Annotated in this window: 11 protein-coding genes; 6 read left to right on the top strand and 5 right to left on the bottom strand. The window is 68.3% G+C overall.

Annotation, left to right across the window (positions count from 1 at the left end):
• Both Q8Q88_RS15975 and Q8Q88_RS15980 read left to right on the top strand, forming a co-directional pair.
• On the top strand, positions 1 to 212 hold a 212-nt coding region (locus Q8Q88_RS15975; protein WP_305676179.1), incomplete at its 5' end, for an integrase core domain-containing protein.
• Positions 213 to 279: 67 nt separating this feature from the next.
• A complete protein-coding gene (locus Q8Q88_RS15980; protein ID WP_305676180.1) occupies positions 280 to 687 on the top strand; it encodes a VOC family protein in 408 nt (135 codons plus the stop codon).
• A gap of 57 nt (positions 688 to 744) precedes the next feature.
• On the opposite strand, the gene Q8Q88_RS15985 is transcribed toward Q8Q88_RS15980, so the two are convergent.
• The gene (locus Q8Q88_RS15985; protein WP_305676181.1) at positions 745 to 1,344 is read right to left on the bottom strand and encodes a TIGR00730 family Rossman fold protein; all 600 of its coding nucleotides are present in this window, start codon (positions 1,342 to 1,344) and stop codon (positions 745 to 747) included.
• A 101-nt stretch (positions 1,345 to 1,445) separates the two neighbouring features.
• On the opposite strand from Q8Q88_RS15985, the gene Q8Q88_RS15990 reads away from it, so the two are divergent.
• Together Q8Q88_RS15990 and Q8Q88_RS15995 are read left to right on the top strand one after the other, a co-directional pair.
• Positions 1,446 to 2,222 (top strand): hypothetical protein, encoded by a 777-nt coding sequence (locus tag Q8Q88_RS15990; RefSeq protein ID WP_305676182.1) that lies wholly within the window; start codon positions 1,446 to 1,448, stop codon positions 2,220 to 2,222.
• Between the two features lie 100 nt (positions 2,223 to 2,322).
• On the top strand, positions 2,323 to 4,083 hold the full coding sequence (locus Q8Q88_RS15995; RefSeq protein ID WP_305676226.1) for an ABC transporter ATP-binding protein/permease: 1,761 nt from the start codon (positions 2,323 to 2,325) through the stop codon (positions 4,081 to 4,083).
• 42 nt (positions 4,084 to 4,125) lie between these two features.
• Here Q8Q88_RS15995 and Q8Q88_RS16000 read toward each other — a convergent pair whose 3' ends face one another.
• The gene (locus Q8Q88_RS16000) at positions 4,126 to 7,377 is read right to left on the bottom strand and encodes an efflux RND transporter permease subunit (RefSeq protein WP_305676183.1); all 3,252 of its coding nucleotides are present in this window, start codon (positions 7,375 to 7,377) and stop codon (positions 4,126 to 4,128) included.
• 29 nt (positions 7,378 to 7,406) lie between these two features.
• Complete coding sequence (locus tag Q8Q88_RS16005) at positions 7,407 to 8,480, bottom strand: efflux RND transporter periplasmic adaptor subunit (protein ID WP_305676184.1); 1,074 nt, start codon at positions 8,478 to 8,480, stop codon at positions 7,407 to 7,409.
• Positions 8,481 to 8,726: 246 nt separating this feature from the next.
• On the opposite strand from Q8Q88_RS16005, the gene Q8Q88_RS16010 reads away from it, so the two are divergent.
• Positions 8,727 to 9,167 (top strand): VOC family protein, encoded by a 441-nt coding sequence (locus Q8Q88_RS16010; RefSeq protein ID WP_305676185.1) that lies wholly within the window; start codon positions 8,727 to 8,729, stop codon positions 9,165 to 9,167.
• Positions 9,164 to 9,946: an SDR family NAD(P)-dependent oxidoreductase gene (locus Q8Q88_RS16015; protein ID WP_305676186.1), complete on the top strand. Its 783-nt coding sequence runs from the start codon at positions 9,164 to 9,166 to the stop codon at positions 9,944 to 9,946. Before Q8Q88_RS16010 ends, Q8Q88_RS16015 begins: the two co-directional genes overlap by 4 nt.
• Positions 9,947 to 9,997: 51 nt before the next feature.
• Here Q8Q88_RS16015 and Q8Q88_RS16020 read toward each other — a convergent pair whose 3' ends face one another.
• Together Q8Q88_RS16020 and hutU are read right to left on the bottom strand one after the other, a co-directional pair.
• Positions 9,998 to 10,564: a HutD family protein gene (locus Q8Q88_RS16020; RefSeq protein ID WP_305676187.1), complete on the bottom strand. Its 567-nt coding sequence runs from the start codon at positions 10,562 to 10,564 to the stop codon at positions 9,998 to 10,000.
• Positions 10,561 to 12,228 (bottom strand): urocanate hydratase, encoded by a 1,668-nt coding sequence (gene hutU / locus Q8Q88_RS16025; protein ID WP_305676188.1) that lies wholly within the window; start codon positions 12,226 to 12,228, stop codon positions 10,561 to 10,563. The genes Q8Q88_RS16020 and hutU overlap by 4 nt, the downstream gene beginning before the upstream one ends.
• Positions 12,229 to 12,231 lie beyond the last annotated feature (3 nt).

The raw sequence follows: 12,231 nt of genomic DNA on the forward strand, positions 1-12,231 counted from the left end.
AGACCAACGGCAAGGCCGAACGCTTCATCCAAACCGCGCTACGGGAATGGGCCTACGCCCAGGCTTACCCGACCTCAGATCGCCGCACCGCCGAGCTGCCCTTCTGGCTGCATCGCTACAACTGGCATCGACCGCACGGCGCGATAAAGTCCCAGACACCCATCAGCCGACTCGGCTTGGATCAGGACAACCTATTGAGGCTCCACAGCTAGAGCGTTTCGGCCAAGGGTTCGCTTGTGAGCGCGCCGGTCCCAGCGAGCATTCGTGGAGTGATCCAACATGCAACAACAGATCGCCGTCATCACCCTTGGCGTCACAGACCTCGACCGATCCAAGGCCTTCTATCGCGACGGCTTCGGCTGGTCTCCGGTGTTCGAGAATGACGAGATCGCCTTTTACCAGATGAACGGCTTCGTGCTCGGCACGTGGCTGAAGGGCGCGCTGGAAGGCGATATGGGGCGTTCCGGCCTGGCGACGCCTGGCGCCTTCGCCCTCGCGCACAATGTCGGATCGGCGGAGGAGGTGGATGAGGTCATCGCCCGGCTGGTGTCAGCCGGCGGGCGGCTTCTGAGGGGGGGGACGCGCCAACCCATGGCGGGTTCCGAGGCTATGTGGCCGATCCGGACGATCATGCGTGGGAGGTCGCCTGGAACTCGGCTTGGCCGATCTCCGCCGAAGGCTATGTGACGTTCGGGACCTGATCCTCGCCGCATTCTTCAGTCCGGCGACAATGGCCTCTAGGCCTCAGGTCATCTGGGCGGCGACGGGCGGCGTCTCGACGTCGCCCGGCGCTTCGAGCAGGGCCGGGATGACATCCTCGATCCGATCGACCGAGATCCAGCTTTGCATGAACGAAGCGGGGGTCAGGCGGTGATCCACCGTGTGCTGGAAGAGCTGGAACAGCGGCTCCCAGAAGCCGTCCGGGCTGAAGAACACCACTGGCTTGGCGTGCAGATCCAGGCGCCGCCAGGACAGCAGCTCCACCACCTCTTCCAAGGTGCCGATACCGCCGGGCAGCACCACGAAGGCGTCGGATCGTTCGAACATGATCTGCTTGCGTTCGTGCATCGAGCTGACGGTGATGGTCTCCACCACGTCCAACCGGCGCTCGCGCTCCTTAAGGAAGTGCGGAATGACGCCCAGCACCCGGCCGCCGGCCTCGTGGGCGGCGATGGCGCAGGCGCCCATCAGGCCGACCCCGCCGCCGCCATAGATCAGGGTCAGGTCCTCGGCCGCCAGGCCCCGGCCCAGGGTCGCCGCGTCGGCCAGCAGCTGCGGTTCGGCGGCGTCGGACGAGCCGCAGAACACACAGACCGATTCAAGATGGGCGGGCTTTGGCCCCATTCGCTTAGGCTCCGGGAGAATATTCCGTTCCGGGCGCGCTTGCGGATGCGCCTGGAAGGTCCAATTAGCTATGATCCGGGTTAAGGAGTTTCAAGCAAGTCGTGTTCCGCGCGCCGTTTCTTATCTTCGCAGCCCTGTTGGCTCCGCTCGCCGGGTGTGGCGAGGGGACCTCGCCGGTCATCGTGCCCGGAACGGCGCCCCAGGCGCTGCCCGAGACCGCCTATCTGACGCCCCCCACCGTCACCGCCGCCCGTCTCCAGGGGGCGAGCCTCGTGCTGTCCGGCGCGGCGCCGGCCGGGGCCAGGGTGCGGCTGGCCACGCCCGCCGGCGACACGGTCTTCGCCAACGCCGACCCTAAGGGCGTCTGGCGGGTCACCCTGCCGGCCTCGACCGAGGCGCGAATCTACGGGATCTCGGCCGCCAGCGGCCCTCGCACCGCCCAGGGTGAAGGCTATCTTCTGCTCACGCCCCAGGGCGAGCCCGTGCTGCTGAGGGCCGGGGCAGGGGCCCTGCGCATCGGTCCGCGCGGCCAGAACGGCCTGGACGCCGTGGACTTCGACCGGGAGGGCGGGGCGGTGGTCTCCGGCCGTGCTCCGGCCGGGGCGGCGCTCAGCGTCCATATCGACGGGCGCCAGACCGCCGACGGTCGCGCCGATTCGACGGGCCGCTACGCCATAGCGCTCACCCAGCCCCTGCCGCCGGGCGCGCACCAGGTCGACGTGTTCGGCGACGCCACCGAGAACTCCGTGACGGTCGACGCCACCTCCGCGCCGCCGCTGGCCGAAGGGCCGTTCCGCGCCATCCAGGCGGGCTCCGGCCTGCGGGTCGACTGGATGACGCCGGGCGGCGGCGCCCAGTCCACCCTGTTGCTGAAATGAGCGTCCTGACTTGACCTTCGCCCATCCCAGCACGGCGCGCGGCTTCGCCGTTCCCGGCGCGATTTCCCCGGCCTCGGTCAAGTTCGACTTCTGGCGCTCGATGGCCGATCTCGGCCGGCTGGTCATGCGCTCGGGCGCGCCCGGTCTCAAATGGCGGGTCAGCGCCTCCCTGGCCCTGGTCTTCGTCGGCAAGCTGGCCGGGGTGGGCGCGCCCGTGGCCCTGGGGGAGGCGATCAACACCCTGGCGCCTGGGGCAGGCGCCCCGGCGGCCGAGGTCGGCGTGGGCTTCGTGGCCTTCGCGCTCGCCTTCGTCGGCATGCGCCTGGTCGCGGCCTGCGCGCCCTATGCCCGCGACGCCATATTCACCGTGGTCAGCCAGTCGACCATGGCCAAGGCGGCCACCGAGACCTTCGCCCATGCGCTTGCCCTCTCGCTGGACTTCCACCAGGGCAAGCAGACCGGCAGCATGGCCCGGATCATCGACCGCGGCGCGCGGTCCACCGACTTCCTAATGCGCAGTGTGGTGTTCAACCTGGGCCCCACGGCCATCGAACTGGTCCTGGCCATGATCGTCATGGCCACTCGGCTGGACTGGCGCTTTGCGCTCACCGCCTTCGCCACCATCGTCGTCTACACGGTGCTGACCTTCAAGATCACCGACTGGCGGCTGGCCCATCGGCGCGAGCTGAACGAGGCCGACAGCCGCACGGCGGGCCTCTCGGTGGACGCCCTGCTGAACTACGAGACGGTCAAGACCTTTGGCTCCGAGGTCCGCACCGTCGGCCGCTACGAGGCGGCCATGGGCGACTATGTGAAGGCCGGGGTGAAGGCCAACACCTCGCTCTCCCTGCTGAACGCCATCCAGTCGGTGGTGCTGAACCTCGGGCTGGCCCTGATGACCGTTATGGCCGGCTACGAGGTGCTGGAAGGCCGCATGCGGATCGGCGACGTCACCATGGCCATCCTGCTGCTGATCGGCATCTACGGGCCGCTCAACATGCTGGGCTTCAACTATCGCGAGATCCGCCAGGCCTTCATCGACATGGAACAGATGGTGGCGCTTACGGCGCTGAAGCCCGACATCGTCGACGCGGCCAACGCGCGGGACTTGCCGCCCGCCACCGGCCGCGGGGCCGAGATCGTGTTCGAGGACGTGGAGTTTCGCCACGACGCGCGTTCCACCGGCCTGATCGGCATGAACTTCCGCGCCGCGCCGGGCTCGACGGTGGCCCTGGTGGGTCCTTCCGGCGCGGGCAAGACCACGGCGGTGCGCCTGGCCCTGCGGCTGATCGATCCGCAGAGCGGCCGGATCACCCTCGATGGCGTGGACCTGCGCCAGATCCGGCAGTTGGCCCTGCGCCGGGCGGTGGCCTTGGTCCCGCAGGACGTGGCCCTGTTCAACGACACCATCGCGGCCAATATCGCCTTCGCCCGACCCGAGGCCGGCGCCGCCGACGTCCGCGCCGCGGCCGAGGCCGCCGAGCTGGGAGCCTTCATCGACGGCCTGCCGAACGGCATGGCGACCCTGGTCGGCGAGCGCGGCCTGAAGCTCTCAGGCGGCGAGCGCCAGCGGGTGGGCATCGCCCGCGCCCTGCTGGCCGATCCACGCTTTCTGGTGTTGGACGAGGCCACAAGCGCCCTCGACGGCCCCACCGAGGAAGCGATCCAGGCCACCCTGCGCAAGGTGAGGGAAGGGCGCACCACCCTGGTCATCGCCCACCGACTCTCCACCGTGGTCGACGCCGACCTGATCCTGGTCCTGCGCCGCGGCCGCATCGTCGAGCAGGGCCGCCACGCCGAGCTGCTGGAGAACGCCGGCGAATACGCCGCCCTCTGGCGCCGGCAGACGCGGGAGGTTTGAGGCGCCCTCTCTTCCCTCCCCACAAGGAGGAGGGAAAAGTCCCTACTCCGCGGCCTTGGGCAGGCTGTCGTCGTCGCCGAACACCACCGAAGGCTTCCGCGACGGCGTCTGGCGAGGCTTGAACACCTTCGCCCCAGTCTTGCTCCAGAACCAGGCGAACCGGCGCGAGGCCACCTTGGGCGCGGCCAGCAGGGTCGGGGTCAGGATCAGGGTCAGCAGGGTGGCGAAGGACAGGCCCCAGACCACCGCGCCGGAGAGCTGCACCCACCATTCCGAACCGGGAGCCTTGTACTCCATGTGCATGCCATGGAAGTTCGGGTGCACTTGGAACATCAACGGCAGCAGGCCGACCACGGTCACCAGGGTGGTCAGCATGACCGGCCGGAACCGCTGGGCGGCCGAGCGCACCGCGGCCTCATCGGCCGGGAAGCCCTGGCGCCGGAGCTGATAGTAGGTGTCCACCAGCACGATGTTGTGGCCCACCACCACGCCGGCCAGGGCCACGACCCCGGTCCCCAGCATGATCACCGAGATGTAATCGAAGGTGTGGCCGAGATTGACCACGACCCCCAGCAGCACGCCCACCGTGGACAGCGCCACCGCCGAGAGCGTCACCACCACCCCGTAGAAGGAGTTGAACTGCCAGAGCAGGATCACGCCCATCAGGAACAGCGACACGGCCATGGCGGTCATGAAGAACACCGCGGCCTCGCGGCCTTCCTCGTCGGCGCCGGTGAACTTCCATCGGACGGAGGGGTCAATGGTGGCCTTCTCCAGCCAGGGGCGGAGCTCCTCGATCTTCGGGCTGGCGTCGACGCCTTCGATCGTATTGGCCTGGATGACCACCAGGCGCTGACCGTCGCGGCGCTGGATGGTCGTCACCTGCTGGGCCGGCATCTGCTTGATGAAGTAGCTGGCCGGCACGGGGCCGCTGGCGGTCGGAATCTTCAGGGTGTCGAAGGCCGCCACGTTGCGCGCCTCGGGCGGGAAGCGGACGCGGATGTCCAGCTCGTCGTCGGCGTCGTCGGGGCGGAAGCGGCCCACCAGCACGCCGCCGGTCACGAACTGGATGGCCTGGCCGACCGAAAGGACGTCGACGCCGTAGCGGCCAGCGGCCTCGCGATCGACCGCCAGGTTCCACTCGATCCCGGGGGAGGTGCGGTTGTCCTCCATCTCGTAGAGCTGGCGGTCGCTGGCGAACTTGGCCTTGATCATGTCGGCCGCGGCGTTGAGCGCGACCGGATCCTGGCCGCGCAGTTCGACCTGCACGTCCTTGCCGGTGGGCGGCCCGCCTTGCGGCTCGCGGACCTCGACCTCGATGCCGGGGAGGTTGGTGACGCGCTTGCGGACCTCGTTGGCGATGTCCTTGCCGACCAGGCCCAAGGCCTGGCGTTCCTCATACTCCGCGAAGTCGAGGTTCAGCCGACCGATTGTGTCGTTGGGCGCGGAGTTGGGGCCGCCACCGGGGCTGCTCGTGCCGGTGCGGGCGAAGATCGAGTTGACGCCTTTGATGCCCTGGAGGCGGCTCTCGACCTGTTTGACCAGGATGTCCTGGGCCTGGGGCGAGAGGTTGCCGCGGGCCTTCACATAGACGTTCACCCATTCCGGGTCCTGCTGCAGGAAGAATTCGGAGGGCTTCTTGGCGTTGATGAAGGCGAAGACGATGACGACGATGATCGCGATGGTGCCGAGCACCGTGCGGCCGGGGTGGCGGCCTAGCACGTCGATCATCCGGGCGTAGTAGCCCATGAAGCCCTTCATCTGGCGCGGGTCGCCGCGCTCGGACTTCTCGATCTCGGCCAGGTGATCGGCGTCGACCGCGGCCTTGCGGCCGAAGATCGAACCCAGGGCCGGGGTGAAGATCAGCGCAATGAAGATCGAGGCGCCCAGCACGTAGAACAGGGTCATGGGCAGGAAGCTCATGAACTTGCCGGGGATCGAGTTCCAGAACAGGAACGGCAGGAAGGCGCAGAGCGTGGTCAGGGTGCCGTTCAGCACCGGCCAGAACATGCGCTTGCCGGCGGCGGCGAAGGCCTCCTCCTTGGGCATGCCCTCGGCCATTTTCCGATCGGCGTACTCCACCACCACGATGCCGCCGTCGACCAGGATGCCGACCGCCAGCACCAGGCCGAACATCACCATCTGGTTCAGGGTCACGCCGTTGGCGTTCAGCATCAGGAAGGCCAGCAGGAAACAGGCCGGGATCGCCGCGCCGACCATCAGGCCCTGGCGGATGCCGAGCGTCGTCACGATGATCAGCATGACCAGTATGGTGGCGGTCAGCAGGCCGCTCTCCAGCACCACCAGGGTGCGGCCGATGAAGTCGCTTTCGTCGAAGATATAGTTGGCCTTGACCGTCTCGGGCCAGCGCTTCTGCTCCTCGGCGACGACCTTGCGGACCTCTTTCACCGTGTCGAGGATGTTGGCGCCCGAGCGTTTGGCCACGTCCACCGAGAAGGCGGGCTGGCCGTTGAAGCGGGTGATGAGGGTCGCTTCCTTGAAGGTCCGGCGCACGTCGCCGATGTCGCCAACGGTGATCAGCCGATCGCCGTTCTTCTTGATCGGCAGGGCCAGGATATCTTCCGGCTTCTCGACGACGCCGGGCACCTTCACGGCGAACTTGCCGGTGGTGGATTCCAGGTTGCCGGCAGGGACCAGCTGATTGTTGCGGCCGATCACCTGGGCCAGCTCGCCTGTGGTGACGTTGGCCGCCTCCATCCGCGCCGGGTCGATGGTGACCTCGAGGAACTCCTCGCGACCGCCGTTCAGATAAACCTCCAGCACGCCAGGGGCGCTTTCCAGCCGGTCCTGTAGGGAGCGCGCGATCTGGAACAGGGTCCGCTCGGGCGCGGCGCCCGACAGCACGATGCCGATGATCGGCTCACCCGTGAAATTGGCCTCTTCGATGATCGGTTCTTCGGCGTCCGGCGGGAATTCGCCGCGCGCCAGGTCGACCTTGGCGCGGACCTCGCCCAGGGCCTTGTCCTTGTCGAAGTCGGCCTCGAACTCAAGATTGACGATCGCCATGCTCTGGCGGGCGACCGCGTTCATCTCCTTGATGCCTTCGATCGCCTGGAGTTCGGTCTCCAGCGGTCGCACCAGCAGCCGCTCGGCGTCCTCGGGGCTGACGCCGGGATAGGGCACCACCACCGAGATGAAGGGAAAGTCGATGTTCGGGTTGGATTCCCGCGGCATCGCCAGATAGGCGAACAGGCCGAAGATGCTGGCGATCAGGGTGACGGCCAGCACGACCTTGCGCCGTTTGATCGCGCCGTCGATCAGAGGTCCGATCATCTGCCCAGTCTCCTACCGCGGGATCGCGCTTAGCGCGCGACGCCCACGCGAACCTTTTGACCCTCGGCCACGTACGACTGGCCAACGGTGATGATGCGGACGGGACCTTGCAGGCCCGTCACCCAGATGCCTTGCGGGGTCTCCTCCAGCACCGTGACGGGGGAGAAGGCCACGCGGTTGTCGTCGAGGACGTAGCGGACGCCCTGGCGGCCCTTGGCGTCCAGCACCAGGGACGACAGGGGGATCAGGTGGGCCGGACCAACACCCGTGCCGATCTTGACCGAGGCCGAGAGCCCCGAGCGGATCAGGTTGGGATTGTTGGCCGTGACCTCGACCCGATAGGTGCGGGTCATGGGGTCGGCCTCGCGCGACGCGTAGCGGATGCGGCCCGAGAGGCTCTCGCCCGAGGTCAGCTGAGCCGTGGCGTTGGCCCCGACCCGGACCTTGGAGGCCTCGGTCTCCGGCAGGTCGCCCACGATCAGCAGCGGGTTCAGCTCGATCATGGTGCCGCAGGCCTGGCCGGGCGCCAGATAGGTTCCGATCTCGGCTTCGCGCTTGTCGAACACGCCGTTGAAGGGCGCGCGGATGTTCATCTGCTCCACCCCGATCTCGGCCTGGCGCGCGGCGGCGGCGGCGGCGTCAAGGTTGGCCTGGTCCTGCAGGACCTGGGTCTGGGAGCGGTAGCCCTTGGCGGCGAGATCGGCCGAGGCTTTCTGTTGCAGCTGGCGCGAACGCACGTTGGCGCGCGCCTGGTCGAGCGTGGCTTGGCGGGCGTCGACGTTCAGGCGGCAGAGCACCGTACCCTTGCGCACATAGGAGCCTTCCACCGCCGGGGTCGCGGCGACCACGCCGGCGCTCTCGGACTTGACGACGACGCTGCGAGCCGACTCGGTACGGCCGCGGATCGTGACGATATAGGGCTTGGCGACCTCGGGGGTCAGCACCGCCTGGACGGTCGGATCGGCCGCCTTGGTCTGAACCGCGGTCTTGGCCTCGGCCTTTCCAGCCTTGCCCGCGGCGTTCATGGTCGTCCCGACCACGAAGGCCAGGACGAGCACCCCGACCAGGATCAAGGCGAAGAGGTACTGTGGTTTTAAGCGCATCCAGCCGTTCCCCGAGCGCAGCAGCAATGTCGCGACCGTCCCAATCCGGCCGCACGCCCCAGCTCACCAAATAGGTTGCGTCGCCTTGTTATTCCACCGTTCTGCGAGCGCAAATGAAATCGCGGACAGGTAAGTGGTTCGGCGGATATTGTACCCTTTACGCCATAGGTTCGCAGCACAGCCTTGCGTAGACCTTAACCTGGCGGCACACCACGGCGGCCAGTCTTCGAAGGGAGCCCCCACGTCGTGAAATACCTGCACACCATGGTCCGCGTGGCCGATCTCGACGCCTCGCTCGATTTCTACTGCGACAAACTCGGATTGATGGAGGTCTCGCGCACCGAAAACCCCGGGGGGCGTTTCACCCTTGTGTTCCTGTGCGCCCCGGGCGACGCGGAGACAGCCGCCCAGCGCAAGGCCCCGACCGTCGAGCTGACCTATAACTGGGACCCCGAGGACTATGGCGGCGGACGTAATTTCGGCCATCTGGCCTATGCGGTCGACGATATCTACGCGACCTGCCAGCGGCTGGCCGACGGCGGGGTGACCATCAACCGCCCGCCGCGCGACGGACGCATGGCCTTCGTCCGCTCGCCGGACGGCATCTCCATCGAGCTGCTGCAGGCCGGTCCTGCCAAGCCGCCGGCCGAGCCCTGGGCCTCCATGCCGAACGTGGGTGTGTGGTGAGTGGTCGTCTGGAGGGGCGCTGCGCGCTCATCACCGGGGCGGCCGGCGGCATCGGCCTGGGCTGCGCCGAGGCCTTCGCCAAGGAGGGCTGCGATCTGGTCCTCATGGATATCGACGGCCCGCGGCTGGCCACCGCCGCCGTGGACCTGGCCCAGAGGTCGGGCCGCAAGGTCCATGCGCTGACCTGCGACGTCGCCGACGCCGACGCCGCCCGCGCCGCGGTGATCAAGGCCGCGGCCCTGCTGGGACGGATCGATGTCCTGGTCAATAACGCAGGGGTCCTCGCCCCGGGTGACATCCTCGACGCCGAGCTCGCCGATTTCGACCGGGTGCTGGCGATCAATCTTCGCGCGCCGTTCGTCATCGGCCAGACCGTGGCGCGCCACATGGTCGACGCCAAGATCAAGGGCTCGATCATCAACATGTCCTCGATCAACGCCATCCTGGCGATCCCCAACCAGGTCGCCTACGTGACCAGCAAGGGCGGCATCGGCCAGTTGACCAAGGCCATGGCGCTGGGCCTCGCTCCTTACGGCATCCGGGTCAACGCCATCGGCCCGGGCACCATCGTCACCGACATCCTGAAGGGCGTGATGGAAAACGACGACGCGCGCCGCAGGGTCCTGCAGCGTACGCCGCTCAAGCGCTTCGGCGAGCCGGAGGAGATCGGCCGGGTGGCCGTGTTCCTGGCCAGCGAGGACGCCTCCTACATGACCGGCCAGACCATCTATCCCGACGGCGGACGGCTGGCGCTCAACTACACGGTGCCGGTCGACTAGGGCGTGACAGCCTGAAGCGGATACCGGTTCAGGCGACCGTCACGCTCTACGCTAGAGATCGATCTCGGCGACGATCAGGCGGACGGCGGTGGCGAAGCCCACCTGCGTCCCGGCGGGCGCCAGTAGGGCGTCCTCGCGCGCCAGGGCCGCCTCGCCGCCCGGCCAGGACGCGGCGACGGCTTCCAGCGCCAGCAGCAGGGTCGCCTCGCTCGTGCAGGTGAGGGCGTCGCCGGCGTCCAGCGAGCGCCGCCGGACGTGGGCCCGGGAGACGCCGCGCCGGACCATGATGTTGAGATCACGGATCGGTCCGAACTTCAGGCTGGCCTCGCACCGCGCTTCGCCGGGGAAGGCCAGGGGCGGGGAGGTGGCGTCCATGGTCACGGCCGTCCGCCCGTCGATGCTGAGGCTGAGGCCCGCGCCCTCGATCACGGTCAGCACCCGGTCGATCCCTGGGAAGCTGGAGAACGGCCCGCCCTCCGCCACCTCGGCGATGCTGATCCGCCAGTCGAAAGCGTCCATGGGCGCGCCGGCGGGCTGGACGGCCAGTTCGCGAGTGATCCCGCCGCCGTTCTTCCAGGGGACCGCGATCTGGTCGCCGGCGCGCAGGACGCGTGTCATGGGAGGATGCCCGGCAGGTCCAGGCCCTTCTCGCGGGCGACGTTGAGGGCGATCTCATAGCCTGCGTCGGCGTGGCGCATGACCCCGCTGGCCGGGTCGTTCCACAGCACGCGCTCCAGCCGTTTGGCGGCGGCCGGGGTGCCGTCGGCCACGATGACCATGCCGGCGTGCTGCGAGAACCCCATGCCCACCCCGCCGCCATGGTGCAGCGACACCCAGGTGGCGCCCGAGGCGGTGTTCAGTAGGGCGTTCAGCAGCGGCCAGTCGGAGACCGCGTCGGAACCGTCGCGCATGGCCTCGGTCTCGCGATTGGGGGACGCGACCGAACCCGAGTCCAGATGATCGCGGCCGATCACGACCGGGGCCTTCAGCTCGCCGGAGGCCACCATCTCGTTGAAGGCCAGGCCCAGGCGGTGCCGGTCGCCCAGTCCCACCCAGCAGATCCGCGCCGGCAGGCCCTGGAACTTGATCCGCTTGGCGGCCATGTCGAGCCAGTTGTGCAGGTGGGCGTTGTCAGGGATCAGCGCCTTCACCTTGGCGTCGGTCTTGTAGATGTCCTCGGGGTCGCCCGACAGCGCCGCCCAGCGGAACGGCCCGATCCCGCGGCAAAACAGCGGGCGGATATAGGCCGGTACGAAGCCCGGGAAATCGAAGGCGTTGGTCACGCCCTCTTCCTTGGCCATCTGGCGGATGTTGTTGCCGTAGTCGACGGTCGGCACGCCCGCCGCCTGGAAGTCCAGCATCGACTGGACGTGCACGGCCATGGAGGCCCGAGCGGCTTCCTCCACCTGCTTCGGGTCCTGGTCGCGCATGGCGGCCCAGCGCTCCAGGCTCCAGCCCTTCGGCAGGTAGCCGTTGATCGGGTCATGGGCCGAGGTCTGGTCGGTGAGCAGGTCGGGGCGGATCCCGCGCGCGAACATCAAGGGCAGCAGCTCGGCGGCGTTGCCCAGCAGGCCGACGGAGATCGGGGTCTTGTCGCGGCAGGACCGCTCGATCCAGGCCAGGGCCTCGTCGAGGTCCTCGGTGGAGCGGTCGAGATAGCCGGTGCGCAGCCGCATGGCGATGCTGGCGGGATTGCACTCGATGGCCAGGCACGAGGCGCCGGCCATCACCGCGGCCAGGGGCTGGGCCCCGCCCATGCCGCCCAGGCCCGCCGTCAGCAGCCACTTGCCGGATAGGTCGCCGCCATGGTGCTGGCGGCCCATCTCCACGAAGGTCTCATAGGTGCCCTGCACGATCCCCTGGGCCCCGATATAGATCCAGGAGCCGGCGGTCATCTGGCCGTACATGGCCAGGCCCTTGCGATCGAGCTCGTTGAAGTGCTCCCAGGTCGCCCAGCGCGGCACCAGGTTGGAGTTGGCGATCAGCACCCGGGGCGCGTCGGTGTGGGTCTTGAACACACCGACCGGCTTGCCCGACTGCACCAGCAGGGTCTCGTCGTCCTCCAGCCGGCGCAGGGTCTCGACGATCTTGTCGAAGCTCTCCCAGTCCCGCGCCGCACGGCCGATGCCGCCATAGACCACCAGCTCCTCGGGCCGCTCGGCCACGTCGGGATGCAGGTTGTTCATCAGCATGCGCAGCGGCGCTTCGGTGAGCCAGCTCTTGGCGGTGAGCGTCGTTCCGGTAGCGGGGCGGATGACGCGGGTGGTGTCGAGGCGGGTCATGGA

The organism is Phenylobacterium sp., assembly GCF_030697925.1.
GTDB lineage: Bacteria > Pseudomonadota > Alphaproteobacteria > Caulobacterales > Caulobacteraceae > Phenylobacterium.